The 24,407-nt window shown below is 44.7% G+C and carries 13 protein-coding genes; 2 read left to right on the top strand and 11 right to left on the bottom strand.

Annotation, left to right across the window (positions count from 1 at the left end; genetic code table 11):
• Positions 1-193 precede the first annotated feature (193 nt).
• The 5 genes from gltB to BM294_RS00045 all read right to left on the bottom strand — a co-directional run bounded on the left by gltB (position 194) and on the right by BM294_RS00045 (position 11,161).
• Positions 194-4,711: a glutamate synthase large subunit gene (gltB, locus tag BM294_RS00065; protein ID WP_091204126.1), complete on the bottom strand. Its 4,518-nt coding sequence runs from the start codon at positions 4,709-4,711 to the stop codon at positions 194-196.
• A gap of 592 nt (positions 4,712-5,303) precedes the next feature.
• Positions 5,304-7,412 (bottom strand): glutamine synthetase III family protein, encoded by a 2,109-nt coding sequence (locus BM294_RS00060; RefSeq protein WP_091203773.1) that lies wholly within the window; start codon positions 7,410-7,412, stop codon positions 5,304-5,306.
• A gap of 271 nt (positions 7,413-7,683) precedes the next feature.
• The gene (locus BM294_RS00055) at positions 7,684-8,286 is read right to left on the bottom strand and encodes an ANTAR domain-containing response regulator (RefSeq protein ID WP_091203771.1); all 603 of its coding nucleotides are present in this window, start codon (positions 8,284-8,286) and stop codon (positions 7,684-7,686) included.
• Between the two features lie 131 nt (positions 8,287-8,417).
• Complete coding sequence (locus BM294_RS00050; RefSeq protein WP_330389717.1) at positions 8,418-9,770, bottom strand: glutamine synthetase family protein; 1,353 nt, start codon at positions 9,768-9,770, stop codon at positions 8,418-8,420.
• 191 nt (positions 9,771-9,961) lie between these two features.
• On the bottom strand, positions 9,962-11,161 hold the full coding sequence (locus BM294_RS00045) for an LL-diaminopimelate aminotransferase (RefSeq protein ID WP_091203769.1): 1,200 nt from the start codon (positions 11,159-11,161) through the stop codon (positions 9,962-9,964).
• Between the two features lie 499 nt (positions 11,162-11,660).
• Between BM294_RS00045 and asnB the strand changes: the two genes are divergently transcribed.
• Positions 11,661-13,247: an asparagine synthase B gene (gene asnB / locus BM294_RS00040; RefSeq protein ID WP_091203768.1), complete on the top strand. Its 1,587-nt coding sequence runs from the start codon at positions 11,661-11,663 to the stop codon at positions 13,245-13,247.
• A 195-nt stretch (positions 13,248-13,442) separates the two neighbouring features.
• Here asnB and BM294_RS00035 read toward each other — a convergent pair whose 3' ends face one another.
• The 5 genes from BM294_RS00035 to BM294_RS00015 form a co-directional block, all read right to left on the bottom strand.
• Positions 13,443-14,075 carry a hypothetical protein gene (locus BM294_RS00035; RefSeq protein WP_175494360.1) on the bottom strand — a complete coding sequence of 211 codons (633 nt, stop codon included), beginning with the start codon at positions 14,073-14,075 and terminating at the stop codon, positions 13,443-13,445.
• A 324-nt stretch (positions 14,076-14,399) separates the two neighbouring features.
• Positions 14,400-14,738 carry a hypothetical protein gene (locus BM294_RS00030; protein WP_091203766.1) on the bottom strand — a complete coding sequence of 113 codons (339 nt, stop codon included), beginning with the start codon at positions 14,736-14,738 and terminating at the stop codon, positions 14,400-14,402.
• A 439-nt stretch (positions 14,739-15,177) separates the two neighbouring features.
• On the bottom strand, positions 15,178-16,887 hold the full coding sequence (locus BM294_RS00025; RefSeq protein WP_091203763.1) for a glutamine--tRNA ligase/YqeY domain fusion protein: 1,710 nt from the start codon (positions 16,885-16,887) through the stop codon (positions 15,178-15,180).
• A gap of 225 nt (positions 16,888-17,112) precedes the next feature.
• The gene (locus BM294_RS00020; protein ID WP_091203762.1) at positions 17,113-19,650 is read right to left on the bottom strand and encodes an EAL domain-containing protein; all 2,538 of its coding nucleotides are present in this window, start codon (positions 19,648-19,650) and stop codon (positions 17,113-17,115) included.
• 204 nt (positions 19,651-19,854) lie between these two features.
• Entirely contained in the window at positions 19,855-21,159 is a 1,305-nt protein-coding gene (locus BM294_RS00015; RefSeq protein WP_091203760.1) for a M14 family zinc carboxypeptidase, read from the bottom strand.
• A gap of 345 nt (positions 21,160-21,504) precedes the next feature.
• Between BM294_RS00015 and BM294_RS00010 the strand changes: the two genes are divergently transcribed.
• A complete protein-coding gene (locus tag BM294_RS00010) occupies positions 21,505-22,914 on the top strand; it encodes a DUF3810 domain-containing protein (RefSeq protein WP_091203758.1) in 1,410 nt (469 codons plus the stop codon).
• Between the two features lie 109 nt (positions 22,915-23,023).
• Here the strand turns inward: BM294_RS00010 and BM294_RS00005 are convergent, their stop codons facing one another.
• A complete protein-coding gene (locus BM294_RS00005; protein ID WP_091203756.1) occupies positions 23,024-24,055 on the bottom strand; it encodes a hypothetical protein in 1,032 nt (343 codons plus the stop codon).
• Positions 24,056-24,407 lie beyond the last annotated feature (352 nt).

The following is a 24,407-nucleotide window of genomic DNA, read 5'->3' as shown; positions in this document are numbered from 1 at the left end:
ATAACCAGATTTCAGTCAAAATATATGATCAGTTTTGCCGATCTATATGCAAAAAAGAGACGGCTCTATTTATTAGCCGTCCCCTCTTTTAGTCTCTCCAACAATCCAATAAGAATGTGCATTAATCCATAACTGATTTTTATCTCTAGTATTGACATCCTGTCTGGATATCCCTGCTGCTCTGCCTCATATATCAGCTGAACAGCATCCTGAATGCTTCCATCTCGGCATCCTGAGGTGATGAGCCGCTGTCCTCGAAGTGGTTAACCGCATTCTGAACCTTCTGATAGTCATTCGGAACTATCTTCTTAAAGGATGGCAGGAACTCCTCAAAGTTCTCAAGTATCTCCATTCCGCGGGCTGAATTTGTTTCCAGCACATAGTCCTTAAGTATGGATTTAAGTTCCTTTACATCATATCTTTCTGTAACTTCATGAAGCTGTACCATATCCTTGTTGAGTTTCAGATACAATGAATGATCCTCATCAAGAACATAAGCGATTCCGCCGGACATACCAGCTGCAAAGTTCTTTCCGGTGCGGCCAAGGATTACTACACGACCGCCTGTCATGTACTCAAGACCGTGGTCACCACAGCCCTCAGCTACAGCTGTTGCTCCTGAGTTTCTTACGCAGAATCTTTCTCCCGCAACACCTTCAACGTAGCACTTTCCTGAAGTTGCTCCGTAAAGGGCAACATTACCGACGATGATATTCTCACAGGCACGGAATTTACTCTCACGGTTCGGAGTAAGTATCAGTTTTCCTCCGCTTAAGCCCTTTCCGAAGCCATCATTTGCATCACCGTGGAGTCTTATGGTGAGACCCTTTGGAATAAATGCACCGAATGACTGTCCACCTCCGCCTATCGCTTCAACCACGAAGGTATCATCCTGAAGCTCCTGGGTCTTAGCGCCCATCCAGTAGTTATCGGTTATCTCTGAGCCAAGGATAGTTCCGAAAGTACGGTTTGTGCTTGAAACCTTAACCTTTTCCTCATGATGCTCGCCCTTCTCCAAAGCCTTCTTGAACTTAGGCAGAAGCACGTCTTCATCCAATGTCTTCTCCAGATGGAAATCATAAATATGCTCAGGATCGAAATGACGCACATTCTCAGGAAGACTTGCAAATTCAGGATCAAGAATTGCCGAAAGATCAACCTTCTTTGCTCTCTCCGAAACTGCGGTCCTCTCCTCGGAAACTGCAAGACAGTCAGTACGTCCAACCATCTCCTGAACAGTCCTGAAGCCAAGTTCTGCCATAATCTCACGAAGTTCAGTAGCCACGAACTTCATGAAGTTCATAACATACTCAGGCTTACCCTTGAACTTTGCGCGAAGCTTCTCGTTCTGGGTTGCAACACCGAAAGGACAGGTATCCTTGTGGCAGACCCTCATCATCATGCATCCGAGACTCACAAGTGCTGTTGTGGCAAAACCATACTCCTCTGCACCAAGGAGGGCTGCGATTGCAACATCACGACCGGTCATGAGCTTACCGTCCGTCTCCAGCATTACCCTGTTACGAAGTCCGTTACGGATAAGTGTCTGATGAGCCTCAGTGATACCAAGCTCCCATGGAAGTCCGGCATGGTGAATGGAAGTCATCGGCGCTGCTCCCGTTCCTCCGTCGTAGCCCGCGATTAGTATCACCTGGGCTCCCGCCTTGGCAACACCGCAGGCGATGGTTCCTACACCGTTTTCAGAAGCAAGCTTTACTGAAATACGTGCACGGCGATTTGCATTCTTGAGATCATATATAAGCTGTGCCAGATCCTCGATACTGTAGATATCGTGATGCGGCGGAGGTGAAATCAATGATACTCCCGGAGTTGAAAATCTGGTCTTTGCAATCCATGGATAAACCTTCTTTCCCGGAAGATGTCCGCCCTCACCGGGCTTCGCACCCTGAGCCATCTTTATCTGAATCTCACTTGCTGAATTAAGATATGCGCCTGTCACACCGAAACGTCCTGAAGCCACCTGCTTGATGGCAGAATTTCTCTCTGTTCCGTATCTTGAAGGATCCTCACCGCCTTCACCGGAGTTGGACTTTCCGCCCAGACGATTCATGGCGATGGCCATTGCCTCATGGGCTTCAAGAGAAATGGAGCCGTAAGACATTGCCCCTGTCTTGAAACGCTTCACGATAGACTCCACCGGCTCGACCTCATTGATAGGGATGGGCTTGTTCTTCGGAACAAACTTCATGATACCGCGAAGTGTATGCGGTACTGTGGCATCATCTACCATAGCAGTATATTCCTTGAACTTTTTGTAGTCTCCCTTCTGTACTGCCTTCTGAAGCGCCATGACGGTCTTAGGATTGTAGAGGTGATCCTCAAAGTCCTTTCCGCGGCAGAAATTGCTGCCGTTGAAGTTCACAAATTCAGACTCCACATTGCCGTTCACACCCATAGGGTCAAAGGCCAGCTCATGTCTCCAATTGACACTCTCAGAGATCTCCGGAATACCGATACCGCCTACTCTTGAAACGATTCCGGTGAAATATTTATCCGTAAACTCACGGCTGAGTCCGATGGCCTCAAAAATCTTTGCAGACTGATAAGACTGAATGGTTGAAATACCCATTTTGGCTGCAATCTTAACGATACCTCCCATTACCGCCTTGTTGTAGTCCTCGATGGCAGTATGAGTATCCTTATCAAGAAGTCCTTCGTCAATGATCTCGGCTATACACTCGTGTGCGAGGTAAGGATTTATGGCACGGGCACCGAATCCAAGAATTGCCGCAAACTGATGCACATCTCTTGGCTCTGCAGACTCGAGAATCAGGGATACCGCAGTTCTCTTCTTTGTAAGGACAAGGTGCTGCTCCACCGCACTTACAGCAAGAAGTGAAGGGATGGCCACATGGTTTTCATCAACTCCTCTGTCGCTCAGGATGATAATGTTATACCCCCTCTGGTATGCACGATCCACAGCGATCTCAAGCTGCTGGATGGCACGCTCCAAAGACGTATTCTGATAATAAAGTAAAGAAACGACCGCAGTCTTGAAGCCGGGAGCATTAAGTTCCTTTATCTTCAGAAGTTCAACCCCTGTAAGGATAGGATTTGAAATCTCAAGCACACGGCAGTTCTCCGCCTTATCCTGAAGGAGATTTCCGTCGGAGCCGAGATATACAGTTGTATCCGTAACCACCTTCTCACGAAGAGAATCGATAGGCGGATTGGTAACCTGGGCAAAAAGCTGCTTGAAGTAACAGAACAGGGGCTTATGTCTCTTGTCAAAAACAGCAAGAGGTGTATCGTGCCCCATGGAATTTGTGTCCTCCACACCATTCTGCGCCATAGGAAGAATGATGGACTTCACATCCTCATAGGTGTAGCCGAATGCCTTGTAAAGCTTGCCGCGGAGTTCCTTGCTGTGAGTCTCAACCTTGTGGTTCGGTATCTTGATATCTTCAAGATGAAGAAGATTTCTGTCCAGCCACTCTCCGAAAGGATGTGCCTCAGCGAAATGCCGCTTTACTTCATCATCAGAAATTATTCTCTTCTCCTTTGTATCCACAAGAAGCATGCGCCCCGGCTGAAGTCTTGACTTTTCAACTATATGCTTAGGGTCAATGTCAAGAACTCCCACTTCTGAAGCAAGTATCAGTCTGTTGTCGTCGGTAATGTAATATCTCGATGGTCTCAGACCGTTTCTGTCAAGAGTTGCTCCCACCACGTCTCCGTCTGAGAAAATGATGGCTGCCGGTCCGTCCCAGGGTTCCATCATGGTTGCATAGTAATGATAGAAATCCTTCTTCTTGTCATCCATGAAGCGGTTGTGCTTCCATGGCTCAGGAATGGTGACTGTCATGGCAAGGGGCAGTTCCATTCCGTTCATGTAAAGGAACTCAAGGGAATTGTCCAGCATCGCAGAATCGGAACCGTTTCTGTCGACCACCGGGAATATCTTTTCAACTTCCTTCTCAAGGAAAGGTCCCGACATGGTCTCCTCACGGGCAAGCATTCTGTCAATGTTTCCCCGGATGGTATTGATCTCACCGTTATGGGCAAGCATGCGGTAAGGATGCGCGCGGTCCCAGCTTGGAGTGGTATTTGTCGAAAATCTGGAGTGAACTATGGCGATGGCTGTCTTATAGTCCGGATCTCTCAGATCATCATAGAAGGCACGAAGCTGTCCCACCAGAAACATTCCCTTGTAAACGATGGAACGGGAACTTAATGAACAGATATATGTGTCCTCCGATGACTGCTCAAATTCCCGTCTCTGTACATATAAACGTCTGTCAAAATCTATCCCGGCATCAACACCTGAAGGTCTTGCTATAAAGCACTGCTCGATATATGGCATGCAATCAAGTGCCACTTTACCGAGAATCTCCGGATGTGTGGGAACTGCTCTCCATCCAAGGACGGTAAGCCCGTTCTTCTTTGCGATAACTTCAAACATGCGCTTCGCAAATGCTCTCTTCTTTTCATCCTCCGGAAAGAAGAACATGCCGACACCGTAGTCTCTCTCATTTTTCAGTTCAATACCCGCAGCTTTAGCAGCCTTTTTGAAAAAATCATGACTGATCTGAAGAAGAATTCCGACACCGTCACCGACCTTTCCGCTGGCATCCTTTCCTGCTCTGTGCTCAAGCTTCTCAACGATGTGAAGAGCATCATCAAGGACCTTATTGTCCTTTGAGCCGTCGATATTAACCACTGTTCCGATACCACAGGCATCATTTCCCATTTCCTCGGGATGTCCTCCGGACACCGGTCTCCATAACGTATTGTGGCCGCGAAGCTCTTCCGGAACTGTATAGCAGTTACCGTATGTTATATTGGCCTCCTGGTTTAAATTTTGATAATTCTCCATTTATATATACTCCCTCTAAATGTTGTATTTTTTCAAAACATTCATTAAGGAAAATGTTTGGGCGGGTGCCGGCCCACTCGATTGAAAAAACATCCTGTTTGTCATGTTCGCACCCGTGAACATTCCGCACTTTGCGCTCCATGTTCTTGCACCGGACAATGTCTGCTCGTGCAAGAACGACATTCATTGTCGGGTTGATGCTACAAATCAAGCAGGAATGATCTCTCACCCCTGCAGGATTTGCCCTGACTGCTGACAAAAGATCAGCAGTCAGGAAATCTTAGTCTTATGTATGATTTCGCCCGTATTGCCGAATAATTCATCGGATTCAACAAGCGGAAACACTGAATTTCAAGCGGATTAAATATCAAATTGTTGTGCAAGCACTCAATTCGATCCTTTTACCCCCTACTGATAATGCACCGGTGCACTAGTTCATATGTATATGCAGCCTGACATCATCACATTATCTAAGTGAGAACAGAAGCTTTGAATATGTCGGATATGGCAGGCAGCTCTCAGGAATCATAGCTTCTGCTGAATCAACATGCACTCTCAAAGCATCCATGTCTGCAAGAACGCTGTCATGATAAGCTTTTGCCTGAGCGAGGCTGTCTTCAAGTCCCTCTGCATCATGGATATCATTTTCAAGCTTCTCAACACCCTTGCTGATCTCCTCTGCCGCCTTATCAAGCTTTGCAAGGATACCTGTCTCAAGTGCACATGTCACACCGGAAATAAGCTGCTTCTTGGAAAGCGCTGTGGCTGTAACCTCTATCTGATACTTGAGAAGTCCCTCAGTGAAATCCTTCTTTACCATCTCAAGCATTGTGAGTGCCTCAATACGGATTGTCTTTGAATAGTTCTCAAGGAAGATCTCGTATCTTGAATCAATCTCAGTCTCAGTAAATACATGATGCTTTACAAAGAGCGCCTTGTTCTTCTCAGCTACAAGTCTTGGCATAGCCTCGGGAAGTGACTTAAGGTTGTAAAGTCCTCTTCTTTCTGCTTCCTCAACCCACTCGTCTGTATAACCGTTTCCATTGAAAACGATTCTTCTGTGCTTTTCGATGAGCTCCTTGATAAGCTTTCCTGCCTCTTCCTCGAGATTCTCAGGAGCGACTCCTGAAAGTCTCTCAACTATCTGATCAAGAGCCTCTGCCACAGCTGTGTTAAGTACGATGTTAGGGTCTGCAACTGAAAGTGATGATCCCGGCATACGGAACTCGAATTTGTTACCTGTAAATGCAAACGGTGATGTTCTGTTACGGTCTGTGTTGTCCTTTCTGAAATGAGGAAGTACGTGAGCACCTGTCTCCATCTGTGCCAATGCATCTGACTTGAAGTCTGCCTCTTCATTTTCGATTGACTCGATAACCTTCTCAAGGGCATCACCTACATATACGGAAACGATAGCTGGTGGTGCTTCATTTGCGCCGAGTCTGTGGTCATTTCCGGCTGTTGCAACGGAAACTCTCATGATATCTGCATACTCATCGATAGCCTTGATGATGGCTGACAGGAAAAGAAGGAACTGCGTATTCTTTTCAGGATTCTTTCCGGGATCAAGAAGGTTCTCACCCTCTGATGTGATCATTGACCAGTTATTGTGCTTACCTGAACCATTGATTCCCTCAAATGGCTTCTCATGAAGGAGACATGCGAAGTTGTGCTTATCTGCAACCTTCTTCATGATTTCCATAGTGAGCTGGTTATGATCAACAGCGATGTTTGCGGTCTCAAAAACCGGAGCCAGCTCATGCTGTGAAGGAGCTACCTCATTGTGCTTTGTCTTTGCAGGAATTCCAAGCTTCCAGAGCTCTTCATCAAGATCATGCATGAATGCGGAAACCTTTGGCTTGAGAACTCCGAAGTAGTGATCCTCCATCTCCTGTCCCTTGGGAGCTGATGCACCGATAAGTGTACGTCCTGTAAGAAGCAGATCCTCTCTTTCCTTATAAAGATCCTTGTCGATAAGGAAATACTCCTGCTCTGAACCAACTGTTGTATCGACTCTTGTTACCTCGGTTTTTCCAAGGATATGAAGAAGCTTTGTGGCTGATTCGCTGAGAGTCTCCATTGAACGAAGAAGCGGAGTCTTCTTATCAAGAGCCTCACCGGTGTATGAACAGAAGGCTGTAGGGATATAAAGAGTTCCGTCCTTGATAAATGCAGGTGATGAAGGATCCCACGCGGTATATCCACGTGCCTCGAAGGTTGCTCTGAGACCGCCTGATGGGAATGATGATGCATCCGGCTCACCCTTTACAAGCTCCTTGCCTGAGAACTCAAGAAGTACACCACCATCCGCTGTAGGTGTGATAAAGCTGTCGTGCTTTTCAGCAGTAAGACCTGTCATAGGCTGGAACCAGTGAGTGTAATGTGTTGCTCCCTTTTCAAGAGCCCACTCCTTCATAGTTGCAGCTACAGTATTGGCAACATCTATCTCCAGATGTGTTCCGTTCTGTATCGTCTTATGAACGGCTTTATAGATGTTCTTAGGGAGTCTCTCCCTCATGATCTTGTCATTGAAAACAAGACTACCGTAGATTTCAGAAATGGTTGATGTACTCATAGCTTTCCTCCTTTTATGTAAATCAGATGAATTCAATCTGATCTTTGCTTATCCTGCACAGTGATTTATTCCATTGACAGGTTTTTGCACTTTTATAAATGAAGAGAGGACAACAGCGTACGAAATAATTCGCAGAACGCCATTGTCCTCTCAGTCAATACATATTTAATTAATATTTCTATCCGGCCTCTTGAAAAGGCCTTCCGATCATCAAAACTCCTTAAGTGAATGATCCTCTGTACAAATCGTCATTCTCCTGATCGAAAAGTTTTTACTGTGTGCTTATAATTATCCTTCCGCTGTCCCGGATGACTTTCATAGCCACCTCGCGTTTTGTAACGGAAGTATTCATAGCCTGCTGCTCCAGATATCTATGGGCATCGGCCTCTGTCATGCCTCCTCTTTCAATGAGGAGTCCCTTTGCTCTTGAAATATATCTCTCATCTGAAAGCTTCTGCTGCAGCTTTAGGTTATCATTGACCAGTCTCTGAACCTTTCTGCTCATGGTACCAAGCATCCTTACTGTAGCCTGGAAGCTTGATGCACTGAGCGGTCTCGCCAGCATCATGATGCCGGAATCCCCCGCCCTGTACACCGCCTGTTGATAAACGTCTTTGTCTACCAGCATCAGTATGCTTAAAGCAGGATATTTGGCCGCAAGTTCGATGACCGACTGAAGTCCGTAGTCCGGAAGAGGTGTACAGATAATGACTACATCGTATCTCTCCTCCGTCAGCTTCTGCTTAAGTTTTGTCATGGATGGCTGAAATGAGACTTTCCCGAATCCGGCAGGTAGTATGCCCTTGATCTGGACAGCTATCTTTTCAGCAGCCGCTGCGATGAGTACGCTGCTCCCTTGCTCCGCTCTCTCCATGTTTATCTCCCTAAAACGGTACTTTTGCAGTACCGGAAATCCTCAAAAAACATGCCCCTTCTCCCGAAAAGCTGTATCGTGTATGTTCACAATAACTTACTTTTGGAAATCGTCCTTAATCTTCAATAAACCTACAGCTCTTCTCCGGAATATGCCTGAAGATATCCCTCCGGAAGAAGTGTTCTCACAAAGTCTGACCCCTTTGCGTATGCTATAGCCTCGTCCAGTGACTGCGGAAGTCTTTTAAGACCATCAGTCACAGTGGTATCTGCCTTGAAAAGATTTACATCCAGTGGATCCATAGGTTCAATCTTTCTGTCGATACCATCTATACCCGCATAGATAAGAAGTGTAAATGCAAGGTACGGATTGGCCATAGGATCCGGGGAACGAAGCTCTATTCTCTTAAGCTTCGATCTTGTGGCCGGAATTCTGATAAGCTGTGAACGATTCTGCTCGGACCAGCTTACAAACTTAGGCGCCTTCATGTCACCAAGTCTCTCATAGCTCTCTCTGGTCGGATTCAGGAACAGCGAGATCTCTCTGATATGCTCCATGATTCCCGCCATGAAGTACTTTGTGTAGTCCTGACCATCCCTGGCCTCAACGGAGATATTGATATGCATTCCGTTTCCAGGTTTATTGGGAAGAGGCTTCGGGCCAAAATCAGCCCAAACGCCATCGGAATGCGCAACTGACTTAACCACCCATTTGAAGGTTGATGCATTATCCGCTGCAAGAAGCGGATCAGCATACCTGAAATCAACTTCATTCTGCCCCGGTCCCATCTCATGATGGCTGGACTCAGGACGAATACCCATGTCCACCAGAGCAAGGCTGATGTCTCTTCTGATATTCTCACCATGATCCTCAGGTGCGATGTCCATATAGCCTGCATTGTCCTGAGGAATATTGGTCTGGTTTCCGTTCTCATCAAGCTTAAAGATGTAGAACTCAACCTCTGTTCCGAAATTGATGCGGAATCCTTTTTCCTCTGCGAAGTTCACTGCCTGCTTAAGGAGCCAGCGGCTATCCCTCTGAAAAAGGCTTCCGTCAGGATACTCTATATCGCAAAACATCTTGGCAACTCTTCCGTCTATAGGTCTCCAGGGGACTATAGACATCGTGGTAGGATCCGGTCTAAGGAAAAGATCCGAATGTACCTCTGCACCGAAGCCTGCAACCGAACTTGCGTCAATGCTTACCCCTTCTGTAAATGCTCTTTTCAGCTCATCCGGCATGATTGCGATGTTCTTCTGAACTCCAAACACATCAAAAAATGCGAGTCTTATAAATTTGACATTTTCCTCTTCAACAAACTCGAGGACATCTTCATAAGAATTCATGTCTTTCACCTCTATATTCGGGAACGTCATATCTCCTGGTCCCCGGGACCCGATAGACTGACGCTGAATGTCTGACTTGTCATCAAAGTCTGACACAATATTATCATAAGAACTGAAAATTGTATTGTTGAAACTCATTTTTTAAACTCGCTGTTCTACTTACATAATCATCCGGAAAACGTCGGGCGTGTACCGACTCACTCGATTGAAAGTACATCCTCTTAACATGTTCGTCTCGTCTGCACAAAGTGCATCCGATCACGTACATGTCTGCGAGATGTTCTTTCAACTCGCAAGCCTGGTACACATCCCGCCATTTTCCTGCATTACTATCTCAGTTTTTCTACGAAAACTTCAAATCGCTCCATGGCTTCTCTGGTATTCTCATGTGTAGAGAAAGCTGTTAGTCTGAAGAACCTCTCTCCTGACTTTCCGAAACCGGCTCCCGGAGTTCCTACAACATAGACCTCCTTGAGGAGTCTGTCAAAGAACTCCCAGCTATCCATCTCTCCCGGACACTTGAGCCAGATATATGGGGAATTCTTACCTCCGGTGTAATAGATGTTTAGCTTATCCATGGTATCGGTAATGATCTTTGCATTATCACGATAGTAACGGATATTCTCCTCTATCTCTTCTTCGCCATCCTGTGAAAATACTGCCTCAGCGCCTTTCTGTGTAATGTAACTTACTCCATTGAACTTGGTCGTCTGGCGTCTGAGCCACATCTTATTAAGGTTTCCGCCGCATCTTTCCAGTGTATCGGGAACGATTGTGTAACCGCATCTTGTGCCTGTGAATCCGGCCTTCTTTGAAAGACTGCAGAACTCTATGGCAACTTCTCTCGCTCCCGGAATCTCGTAAATGCTGTGAGGATAGTCACCTGTCACAAAACATTCATAAGCGGAATCAAAAAGGATGATAGAACCCTGCTCCTTTGCAAACTCTACCCACTTTGTGAGTGCTGCTCTGTCATATACAGCACCTGTAGGGTTGTTTGGACTGCAGAGATAAATAATGTCTGCCGCATACTCCGGTGCAGGCATCGGAAGGAAATCATTTTCCTCGCCTGCTTCAGCATATACTATCTTTCTTGAATCCATCATGTTGGTATCAACATAAACGGGATAGACAGGATCAGTCACCAGGACGGTGTTATCCTTGTCGAATAAATCAAGAATGTTACCCAGATCAGACTTGGCTCCATCCGAAATGAAAATCTCATCGGATTTAAGTTCCACACCGAACCTGGTGTAGTACTTCTGAACCGCATCTTTTAAGAAATCATAGCCCTGCTCGGGACCGTAGCCGCGGAATGTTTCCGCCTCTCCCATCTCTCTTGCAGCGCTTACCATTGCTTCCACTACCGTTTTAGGAAGAGGTCTTGTGACATCTCCTATTCCCATACGGATAAGTTTATCTGCCACCTCAGGATTCTCAGACTGCCATACACGAATGCGTCTTGCAATCTCAGAAAAAAGGTAGCTCTCATTTAATTTCAAGAAATTCTGATTGATTTTTGCTGACATTTTTATACTCCCCAGTATTTTCTAACTGTACAAGTAAGCTTGACACCGGACTTATACACTTAAAAAAAGGCAACGTACACCTGGTCTCAAACCAGGACGCCGTTGCCCTTTGCGCTAATTATACGGGATGAGCCGGTTATGTCAAGAAATTTTCAAATCACTATTTTTCATATCAGTTATAGCCGATAAATTCCCCTTGACATTCTCTTTCCTCTGCGCAATAATCTTGAGCCATAAAGACGGCAAAGGAGTCGGTTTTAACCACCGGGTTTCTTTTGCCGTCTTTTTTCGTGCATAAGTCCTGTGTCATATGTAGGCCTTTGAATATTCATATATCCTTGCGTGGACGAATGTTCAAATACTCTACGGGCAACAGAAATCGAGAAGAAGTGTGATAGCACGGATTCGAGATTTATGCAGGATTGTCAGGGTGCCACTGGCTCGAAACAATCCGTAGCTTATGCCCTTTTCAATACATTTTTTCAAGGGAGTATCTATTATGTGTAGTATCATTGGTTTCTGTGACAGACGTGCACAGTACGAAGTAGTGAAAACCGCCCTCCTTAAAACATTATCCAGAGGGCCTGACTCAACAAGGATCATCGATACAGGAAACGGTTATCTCGGTTTCAATCGTCTTTCTATAATGGGACTCAATGAAGCCGGCATGCAGCCATTCGGACTTGATGGTTCATGGGTAGTATGCAACGGAGAGATTTACGGTTTCCGCGCCATGAAGAAGCGTCTTATCACAGAGGGCTATACATTTAAATCTGATTCAGATTGCGAGATACTGCTCCCTCTTTATGAAGAATACGGCACAGACATGTTCAGAATGCTTGATGCAGAGTACGCTCTCATCATCTACGATGCAGAGACTGAATCCTACATCGCAGCCCGTGATCCGTTTGGAATCCGCCCTCTTTACTACGGAACCACAGAAGACGGCATCATGACATTTGCATCAGAGCCCAAGAACCTTGTAGGTCTCTGCCACGAAATCAAACCATTTCCACCCGGACACTACTATAAGGACGGAAAATTCGTCTGCTACCACGATGTGTCCAAGGTAAATAAATATAACTGTACCGATGACATGGATACCATCTCTTCACACATCCATGACCTTCTTATAAAAGGTGTTGAGAAGCGACTTGATGCCGATGCCCCTGTCGGATTCCTTCTTTCCGGCGGTCTCGATTCATCACTCGTATGTGCAATTTCAGCAAAGCTTCTGAACAAGCCTATCGAAACCTATGCAATCGGCATGGACATCGATGCTATCGACTTAAAGTATGCCCGTGAAGTTGCAGACTTCATCGGTTCAAATCATCACGAGATAATAATTGACCGTAATGATGTTATAAATGCCATCGAGCCTGTCATAGCTGCCCTTGGAACCTACGATATCACAACAGTTCGTGCTTCCATCGGTATGTACCTTATCTGTAAGGCCATCCACGAGCAGTCTCAAGTCAGAGTTCTCCTTACGGGAGAGATTTCCGATGAGCTCTTCGGCTACAAATATACCGATTTCGCACCTTCTGCAGAAGAATTTCAGAAGGAAGCCGAAAAGCGTGTACGCGAGCTCCATATGTACGACGTACTCCGTGCGGACCGCTGCATAAGTGTTAACTCTCTGGAAGCCCGTGTTCCATTCGGCGACCTTGATTTCGTTGATTATGTTATGCATATAGATCCCGAGAAGAAGCTCAACAAGTACAACAAGGGTAAATATCTTCTTCGTCACGCATTTGAAAAGGATCATATTCTTCCTGAAGACATCCTTATGCGTGAAAAAGCAGCATTTTCAGACGCTGTAGGTCATTCCCTCAAGGATGACATCGCAGAGTACGCAGAGTCAAAGTACACCGACAGTGAATTTGCCGAAAAATGCGCAAAATACACTCACGCAACTCCTTTCACCAAGGAATCTCTGCTTTTCCGCGAGATATTCGAAAAGTACTATCCGGGTCAGTCAGAAATGGTTGTTGACTTCTGGATGCCAAACAAGACATGGCCGGGCTGCGATGTAAAGGATCCTTCTGCCCGTGTACTTTCAAACTACGGTGACTCAGGAAAATAAATCCTTTCAATTGCTAATTCCTTATTTTTGACCGGGAGGTGATTTCTTCCTCCCGACACTCTGCTTCTCCTGACTTTTGAGCAGAGTGGATATTGTAGTTTACGGCTCTCAGCCGATAAACTAATACTCCCTATAATGCGAAAAACCCGCCTCATCTGAGGCGGGTTTTTCGGTCTACAAAATATACATCTTACTTTACTTCTTTGTTTTGGCTGCCTCTTCAACAGCTTTATCTGCTTTTTCGGTTTCCTCTGATGCTTCAGCTACATCAGAAGTTGTCTCACTGTCTGCAGCATCCTTTGCTCTATCGGCAGCTTCTTCTGAAACCTCTTCAGAAACAGCCTCAGAAGTCTCTTCCGCCGCCTCTTCCTTTACTTCCTCATTTACAGTATCCTCGTCTTCGACTGTATAGAACTCGATCTCTACATCGTCATCGGAAACAACATCTTCATCGCAGATGTCTTCATCATCCTCTTCTTCCTGTGAACCAAGCTTATCGTTCAATGCATCCTTAACTGTTTTGTATGCGTCCTTACCGGCATCGATAGCAAGGTTTTTGGTATCGATAGCAAGATTCTTTGCAGCACATCCAAGATCCTTGGCTGCCGCCTTGATGTCTTCCTTTGCCTGACTGTTCTTCAGAGTTACATATGATCTCTTTGCAGAATCCTTGACTCCCTGTGCGGAATCAAGAACATCCGTGAAATCTTTGTCTACCTCCTCAGAGAACTTCTGATACTTGTAGAGGTACGAAACAACAGCAGCAACTCCGCCAACGAGTGCAGCTAAACCTAACAGACCGCCTAAACCACTTTTTCTTCTAGCCATAATTATGTCCTCCATTTCAGTTGACGTCATAACGTCATACGATGTGGGTGTCAAAAGCCGATATCGTACCGCTTTTCCCACATCCGCACTCCCGGACCTCAAAAGTGTCCTTACGTGCTGCATGTCATTTATCCGACATACAATTCGGGTCTTAACCCTTTACTTCCAAACATATCTTAATGATACCACTATCAGGTTTCAACGAAAACATAGATTTTATAAAAAGAGTCTCAAACGAGACTCTTATTTTTCATAATAATCAATTTTATTTTTTTCATAATCCTCCCTTAATGTAAAATAAAACAGTGAAAAGAGAATCGCACTTTATCGAGTGCTAGTTTTGGAAGTATTTTCTGTATCTGTATCCCATCCAACAGCTTCGACACTTGCGCCGGCCACATACGACTGACCATCACTGTCACCCGCAACTGTAACATCCTCCCTGATCTTGACAGTCACTTCATCTCCGCCGCTCATTGAAATGCTCACAGCCGGTGTGCCATCGTTTGTATCGGCAAAATCCCTTTCTATTAAGGCTTCATGCTGCACCTCAGAAAAAGCCTCAACAGGCTCCGCTATTACCGTAACTGCCTGACTAAGGCACATTGATGCCGCAAGTATGATAGCCAGTAGTCTTCTTCCGCATAAGTTCCTTCTTTTCAAACCAGGACCTCCATATCTTATCTGCCAATTTTCCCTGTAATTACAATCAATTACAGAGAAAATCGATGCCCAATCTCCCATGGTCTTATGTCGACACAAAATTATTATTCTGATAAGAACATAATCATGAAAATTCAGAAAAGTCTTTACCTGATTCAATGCGCGAAAGTCCAAAATCAAGTGCATGGTAACAGTTCAACCTGTGCATGATTGTCAGAAGAGTCTGGTGGTATCCATTTAAGACCGTAAAGCCAAAACATGAATATTGCTGTAAACTACACAGTCAAAGTATATATCCGGAACTTAGGCAGCGGATATTCCGGAATGAAAAAGCCCCGGCCCCGAATTGATGATCATATCAATTCGGGGCCGGAGCTCTGATATTGCCATAAAATGACGCGAGTGTCAAAAGTAAGCCATTCACGTCAATTCATTAAAATCACTTTCCCTGCTCAGGAAGCTTGAAGGATGACTTAAGTCCTACAACCCTGTTGAATACAGGCTGTCCCTCTGTTGAATCCTTACTGTCTACACAGAAGAATCCGTTACGAACGAACTGGAAACTGTCATATGCCTTTGCCTTCATAAGCTCAGGCTCAACCATACAGTTTGTCACAGTTGTAAGAGAGTTTGGATTGAAGTTCAGTGTTCCGTCATCATTGAGCTTACCCTTCTCTTCATCGATAAGCTGCTCGTAAAGACGTGCTGTAACCTGACCTGCGGTAGGAGCATTTACCCAATGGATAGTTCCCTTTACCTTACGGCCTGTAAATCCTGAACCTGACTTTGTCTCAGGGTCATAAGTACAATGCACAACAGTAACATTACCATCAGCATCAGTCTCGTATGACTCAGCCTTTACAAAGTATGCAGACATGAGACGAACTTCGTTACCTACATAAAGTCTCTTGTACTTCTTAGGCGGCTCGATCATGAAGTCATCACGCTCGATGTAAAGCTCTCTTGAGAAAGGAACCTGACGTGAACCAAGCTCCTCGTTCTCGAGGTTGTATGGTACTTCAAGCATCTCTTCCTGTCCTTCAGGATAGTTGTCGATAACAAGCTTGATAGGATCGATAACTGCCATCATACGCTTATCCTTAAGCTTTAAGTCCTCACGGATGCAGTACTCAAGAAGTGAATAATCAGAGCTTGAGTTTGCCTTTGAAATACCTGAAAGCTCTACAAACATACGGATGGACTCAGGTGTATATCCGCGTCTTCTGAGAGCTGCGATGGTAACAAGACGAGGATCATCCCATCCGTCTACCACTCCGTCCTCAACAAGCTTCTTGATATATCTCTTTCCTGTAACAACATTTGTGAGATAAAGCTTTGCAAACTCAATCTGTCTTGGAGGATTCTCAAAATCACAATGCTTAACTACCCAGTCGTAAAGAGGTCTGTGATCCTCAAACTCAAGTGTACAGATAGAGTGTGTGATACCCTCAACAGCATCCTCGATAGGATGTGCAAAGTCATACATAGGATAAATGCACCACTTATCTCCTGTGTTGTGGTGATGCATGTGAGCAACTCTGTAAATGATCGGGTCTCTCATGTTGAGATTCGGAGATGCCATATCGATCTTTGCACGAAGTGTAAGTGTTCCGTCCTCGTACTTTCCATCCTTCATATCCTGAAACATCTGAAGATTCTCTTCGATGCTTCTGTTTCTGTTAGGTGACTCCTTACCCGGTGTGGTGAAATCTCCACGGTATTCTGTGATCTGCTCTGCTGTAAGATCATCAACGAAAGCAAGCCCCTTCTTGATGAGAAGTACAGCCTTCTCATACATAACGTCAAAATAATCAGATGCAAAGAAAACTCTGTTCTCAAACTCTGCACCCAGCCACTGTACATCTCTCTTTATAGCCTCTACAAACTCTGTCTTTTCCTTTGTAGGGTTTGTATCATCAAAACGAAGATTGAACTTTCCACCATATTCCTTTGCTATACCGGAATTGAGGATGATTGACTTGGCATGGCCGATATGAAGATATCCATTTGGTTCCGGAGGAAATCTGGTCTGCACATGATCATAAACTCCCTCTGCAAGATCCTTGTCGATCTCACGCTCTATGAAATTCTTGGACTCCTGTGGCTTGACCTCAAGTTCGCCCTTCTCGTTTCTAATTTCCTCAGACATAATAGTTCTCCTTGAATCACAATGTATTAAATAAGTCATGGCAGATGCGCTAATGCAGCCATGTAATGATGTAAAGGACAAATCCTTTTGACACTCACATCTTAATATAAAAGCCAGACGGCTGAAATATAACCTTCCAGTCAATCTGGCATATACTCTAAAACTTACTGAATTTTACAACTTTCCGCGGTTATACGCAACAGAATGATTGGATTTTCCCTGTCATCACTGAATTTTTTCATCCTTGGAATCTCTCTCCTTGTGCATTCGTTCCAATCCCAGCTTAAGCATCTCATTCAGGTCACCGACTTCGGAATATCTTACCCCTCCAACAGACGGCTTCAGATCACATATATATCCGTTAACCTGATGTATATCAGATACCAGGCCTCTTATCTTATCCGCCATGACATCTACATCACGCTGGTTGTTGCACTGCATAATCGCAACGAAATCAAAGCCTGAATGTCTGACAAGCGTCGCACTTGTTCCCAAACCTACGGAGAGCTTCTTTCCTGTGGCATAAAGAATCTCATCGCCAAATGCATGCCCCTGCTGGCTTATGAGCTCCTGGAAATTGTCTATGCTGAAATAAATCTCCGCAAAGTCGTTTCCTCTTCTGTCATACTCATCTTTATACGTCAATACTGCAGTACCCATTCCTCTGGAATTGAGCAGTCCGGTCAGATTGTCTGTCTCCTGAAGATTGAATTTTCTTGCCCGATTCCGTTCGGTTTCCGTAACATCTTCAAAATAACCGACAAGTCCTACTATTCGACCGTTATCGTATATCGGCATCTTGGATGCACGAATATCTCTGATGCTTCCGTGAGCGATACAGTGTCCCGGAACCTTATTTGTTACAGCGCCTTCTCTCAGCACACGATACTCGTCTCTTCTATAGGGTTCAGAAGCAACATGCCATCCCATGTCCTCATCTGTTTTGCCGACAAAATCGGATTTATTCCTGAAGCCATAGTAATCCATAAACTTCTGGTTCGCACCGACAAAACGACGCTGCTTGTCCTTCCAGAAGATACCTAGCGATGAATTCCTGACAAAATTGTCCCAAAGAAGCTCTGTCGTCAGCTCGGCGCCGACATCCTGGCTCACATTAACGGGGAAAGTCTGATAATACTCCGACCAGGCGTTAGCCTTGATGGAATCCGCATTTCTGACAAATACAAGGGCCTGCTTCGGCGCAACCATCATGGCAAGATATATCTTCCACGTATAGTCACCGTGTACAGTCATGGTTCTGATGTAAGCATTGATAAATCCCCGATCAGACTGATTGATCTTCTGTTCCAGCGTGCTTATCTCAAAGAACTTGCGGTAATGCTTACTGTCCTCGTCAAATACATACTTATCAACGAAATCATTGGTCACGGTAGAAATCTTTCCGTTTTCAATGACATCATTATCCGATGAACCGAGGTACAGAACCTCAAAGGAATCCTGTTCCAGATCAAGAAGATAAACGCCGTTGTAGATTCCATACAGATAACGAAGATTGGCGTCCAGCTTTTCCGCTCTTTCCAGTCTGCCGTCCTTGTTAATGTTTACAGCGCTGAATACAATGGCACAACGCTCATCATCCTGAACTATCCTTCTAAACTCAAGAGATGAATAATTGCCATCCAATGTGCAGTCATAATGTGCTTTTCCTTTAAGTCTGGTAGTTTCAAGAGCATTCCAGAATTTCTTGGCATCCGTTCCGCTGTTAGCCATAATACTCTCTATGGAATCTTCTATACTTTCGTATCCCATGGCTTTCAGGGAATTCAGATGCTCCATATTGTGATAGAGATATCTGAAGCTTTTACCATCATACTCAACTATGGCAAGCGGTATGGAACTGTCCCATCTTTCCTCCTTGAGGCTGTTCTCATCCCCCATGGTTTCATAAAGTGGCCTGTTACTGAGAAGATTGATCCTTCCTATCTCATCATAATACTTTATCTCACTGAGCTTCTCTAACTCATAGCCTCTGGCTTCGACCTCATACATGCACTGGTCCAGCGGCATAGGCTTTCCGAAAAGATAGCCCTGGGCTTTTTCACATCCTACGACCTTAAGGAACTCAAACTGTTCTTCCGTCTCGACACCTTCAGCAAGGGTTTTGATATTCATCTCCTTGGCCATATCAATGACGGCAATGATAATGCGACGAGACTTTCTGCTGAAATTCTGAATGAACTTCATATCTATCTTAAGTTCGTCGATTTCGAAGTCATTAAGCACATTAAGGGATGCATATCCGCTTCCGAAATCATCCATACAGACCTGATATCCGGCACTTCGGAAACGTTCAACCTCCCTTCTCATCCTCTCATAGTCATGAGAAAGAACTTCCTCCGCAACCTCAACATGAAGATACTCCTTCGGCACCTCATATCTTCTGACGGTAGTGTCAATGATTCCGAAAATATCGCACAGCAAAAAATCTCTGCCGGAAAGATTGAACGAGAAAGGCACCAGCTTATCACCGTTTTTCATCCTCTCATGGATAGTCCTGCAGACTTCATCAATGATAAAACTGTCAAACTTACCTATCTGATCATGTTCTTCCAGCACATGTACGAAATCATTCGGCATGATCAAACCATATTTAGGATCATCCCATCTGGCAAGGGCTTCAAGACCACACAGCCTGTCATTGATCACTCGTATGACCGGTTGATAATATACCCTGATCCATTTATTTTCTATCGCATTGTCAATGTTTTTGACGATATGCTCTTCGAGCTCAAAATTGTTCATATTACACCCTATACGTGTCTTATAAATCAAGCCATTCTGACAATTTTTAAGGTCCAAATATAAAATTCACGAAAACATAAAAACTCACTCTATTACTTAAATTATATACATTCGCCTATGACAAAGTCAACGAAGTATAAGCATATAAAAAGCGTCTGCGGACTGAAAATACAATCTGTAATTCCAATCCGCAGACACTGATGATTATCTGCACACAAGGTCAATCATGACATCCGGAAGGATGCCATCATTCTCTGCCCATATTCTGTTTATCTGAGACTCTTCAACCGGTGATGTTCCGAGACCGCACTCGATGGTAACGGAAGGAATATCAAGCTTCTGTACAGCCCAGTCCTTGAATCCCGCAGCATCCTTTTCCGACCACGAATTTGAGATGCTGTAGTTTGTATTGTTATGAACTATGTTGGCGAGATTGAATCCTCTGTCCTTATAGGTTCCGGTCTCACCGAAATACCAGTAGATAACTCTGCCCTGAGTATGATAGCTCAGCGTAACCTCCGGCATGATGGAACGTGCGAGATCCGCAAGTGTTTTTGACTCAATCTCACATTCTGCAGAAGTTCCCTTGTAGTTCATGGATGAAGGATGCGCAACCTTTTCCGAAGCCTGTTCCCAGTTTGCATCGAAGTTTCTGTTGAGGTTGACACCGTTAATGTTGTTCTTCCAGGTCTTGAGATAAGCCGCAAGATCTGTTGCACCATCCATCTCGGCGATTTTAAGAACAGACATCTTGGCCGCATCTGTATTGAGTGCGTCAATGCCGCCCTGTACCAGTGTGATACCGTCCGGATTCACCATCGGAACAAAGTGAATGCAGGTATTCTGAAGAAGATCCTTTACGGCACAGCCATTGTATACTTCGCCGTTCTTCTGCATCTCAAGAAGTGAGGCCATCTGTCTCATGACAACCTGGCAAACGATATATTCTCTCGCATGTATACCGGCATGAACAAGAATCTTGTGTGATGCCTGAGGATTACCAACTACAACGTGATAAATATTTCTGTTATCGGGGGTTGTGGCAAGTACATCCATCTTCATCTCCGGATAAACACTCTGCATAACACTTAAGTCATCCACCATATTCTGATAGGTATAGGCATCGATGTTATTGAAATGATACCCGGATGGAAGTGTCAATGTATCACTGTAAGCGTCAGTCACTGTCGTCTGCGCCGCTGTCGTGTCCTGTGATCCTGTTCCGGAAGATGTATCGGCACCGGTTGCAGAGTTTGAAGAATTCCCGCCTGCTGTAGGTCCGAACTCCAGGGCAGCATTTACCGCTGTCCCGACTGCAGGTCCGTTCGACACTGTTTCGGCACTCGCAGACAGTTCCGTTCCTGCTGAAGCCCCGTCTACAGGCGCAGTAGCCACTACAACATTCCCCGAATCAGACCCGGGAAGCAGCTCCTCTGCATATACATTCATATATAAACTCATGCTCATCGCCAGGGCTCCCGCCATGACAAATAATGCTTTTTTTCTCATACTCTCTCCTTGATAATGCAGATCTTCGATCTGACGGGAAATCACCCGTTAACCTGACGTCATTATATCCGATGTATCAGTTCATGAAAACGGACAATTTGTTTACAATATATGACATACTTTTTATTGCTATTTTGTCAAAAAACTGATACACCAAACTGAGAAAACACTGAAACACTTTACACACGAATATGTGCGTTGGCGCTATTCAGTGAGCGGCAAATACTTTTGACACTCACATCTATATGATTCAAGGCTCAAAAGCCTGTCCCACTGATCAGGCTTGCTTGAGTGTGCGGGTATAGGCTTTATAACACACCCCCACTTCATCCGTAGATATAAAATATGAAACCAATAGTACACTTCAAGAAAAACACACCCTATATCATCGCGCTTTCAGCAGACATTATCACTGTAATCTTTTATATGCTTTCCTCTGCTGATCCTGCATTTGCCAATGCCTACTCCCGCAGCGTCTACCGTTACGGAAGTCTCGTTGTAAGTTCCCTCACAGGACTTCTTCCGTTTTCCATATCCGAGCTTCTGCTCTACCTGATTCTGCTTTTCATCATTTTTGATTCAGGAAGACAGCTTATACACTGTTTCCATAACCTGAAACGATTATCACCTGAAATAAAAAAAACACCGGAAAACAGACATTTTTCTTATTATATGAACACAAATCAGGAGTCTTCCCTCTCCTCAGGCAATCAGAACGTTCATCATAGTACCATATATAAAATCATCTCCTGTCTTAAACCGGTCTTAACTTTTGCAGGACATCTTTTTCTTATTGCCTCGATACTTCTGACTCTTTATGTCTTTAACTGCGGAATAAACTACCGTCGCACAAGTTTTTCCGCAGAAGCCGGACTCAGCGCAGTAAGCGACGATGTAAATGAAGAAACATTGGCAGAACTCTGTGAATATCTGGTTAAGGAAATCAATGCTTCAGTTGAAAAGCTCGAGAGTCAGGCACAAACTCCTGACAATTCCGGCGAATCATCAAAGGAAAATCCTCCGGAAACTTCTGAAAATGCTGATGCATCAGCTTCGAAGGAAAATGGGGAAGCATCGCGAAACTCAGGCATTTCACCGGTAAAACTGTATAACGGCGCTTACCTCGGAGAAGATGCGACAGGCTATGGTATTTCTCCCTCAAACCTTTGGAGCATGGGAAAAACCGGACAGATCGCCATGGAAAGCTTAGGTAAAAAATATGACAGGCTTTCAGGACATTATCCATTCCCAAAACCTGTCATTAATTCTTTACTGCTCAGCATCCAGCAGGTCACCGGCATTTATTCTCCATTCACCATCGAAGCAAACTATAACAGAGACATCCCCTGCTACGACATTCCCTTCACTATCTGTCATGAGCTGTCGCACCTTCGGGGCTACATGCAGGAGGAAGAGGCAAATTTCATCGCCATTCTTGCAACTGTCGGTTCAGATGATCCGTACTTCAACTACTCCGGTTACGTCTCAGCATGGGTATATGCAGGTAATGCTCTTGCCCGGGCAGACAGCGCAAAGTTTTCAGCGCTCTACTCTCAGCTTAATGCCTATACCCTTCAGGATCTTCGCTATAACAACGAATACTGGGACCGCTACGATACAAAAGTTGCAGAAGCCCATGAAAAGATAAATGATGCATATCTAAAGTACAATGGTCAGACCAGCGGGGTACAGAGCTACGGGCACGTGGTTGATCTGATGCTTACATACTTTGAGAAAAACGGGAACCTGGAGTGATATCCTCACAGCATTATTTACCAGTTAAACCGATGCAGAAACCTGGTCTCCCTCCGGCTCTTCTAAAAATCCTGCTTTGTGAGCTGTATCTGTCATGTTCTATATCTTTTCAACATTCTTCCAGGAACTGAAGAAACTTAACAGCCAGCTCTTTTCTGTCTGAAACCACCGGCACTCCGAACACCGGCACGGTTCTCTCGAAATAGCCGTTTTCAGAAAGGAGCTTTACATCTGTCACGATGATTCCCACTGGAATCGGCTTTTCCATCTTTTCAGGATCCGGTAACATGAAATCCTCTCTTGCCACAACATCCGGTGTGCCCATCAGATCTGCAGCAAACTGCTCCATTTCATCCAGAGTTTCAGCGGCGTTCTGGTTCAAGCTTTCAACATCTGTGGTTGACTCATCATCTGAGTTCTTTGAATTCTTACTTTCAGTATTTTCATTTACAGAATTGCCGCCGGAAATATTATCCGAATCCTGATTTACTTCGGCTTCTTTCGAAGCATTATCCGCCTGTCCGGAAACCGTTTTTTCCTGAATACCGCTTTCTTCTGCAGAAAGCGAAGTTGCATCAATATCTGCAGCATCAAGGCTCTTCATCTTTTCCCGGATAGCACCATCTATATAGTAGATTCTGTTCTCGCTCTCATACTTCCCGAACTCATCTTCACTTAGAACTTCACGAAGGTCTGTAAATGCACCATTTAATGCATAATATGTGAAAACTCCCGGATCAATCACCAGGGCATCCAGATCGTGAGATGCGAACAATGCCGTAATCTTTGCATTCTCTGCCATATTGAACTGGCTGTTCACATTGGGGTTGTAGGTCGCCGTAGTATCAATGACCACTTTCTCGCTTCCATCTATACCTGCCATATCTGCAAATCTCGCCTCCAGCACCTTTTCCTCAGTGCTGAAGCCTGAACCCTGAGCATTGAGTAACATGGCATAAAATCCCAACGGCTTGTTGTTAAGCAGTGTTCCCACCACCGAAAATATCAGAACCAACGCAACCACAACACCTATGATATGAAACTTATAATAGTCAAATATATATTCAATCTTCTTGCCAAAGGACATGGAACCGAGTTTCTTCATCTCATTCCTGAATCCTGATTTTATCTCTTTTTTCATTAGTCACGTATAATCCAATCATGTTAGAAAAGTGATTGGATTCTTCCTTTCTCCCAGGTTCTCTGGGCTATTTCTAATCCTTTTCTGATATATTTATCTAGGCACTGTGGATTTGTTTTTCATTAATTACAGCTTTGACTGGTAGGAGGTGACTCAGACCACAGCTTGTCGTCTAATACTGGTAATTAGTTTGTTAACGCTTGACGTTTAGATTTACGTGATTACACAGTCGATCTCTCTGTGGTAGACAACAGTGCCAACTATAATAGTCAGGAGGTTTTATCTAATGTCTATGTTCTTTGCTGGAATTGATATTTCCAAGTACAAACATGATTGCTGCATTATAGCTGCA

Source organism: Oribacterium sp. WCC10 (assembly GCF_900113415.1).
GTDB lineage: Bacteria > Bacillota > Clostridia > Lachnospirales > Lachnospiraceae > Oribacterium.
Note: the sequence above shows the minus strand (reverse complement) of the source record. Positions and strands in the feature narration are given on the sequence as shown.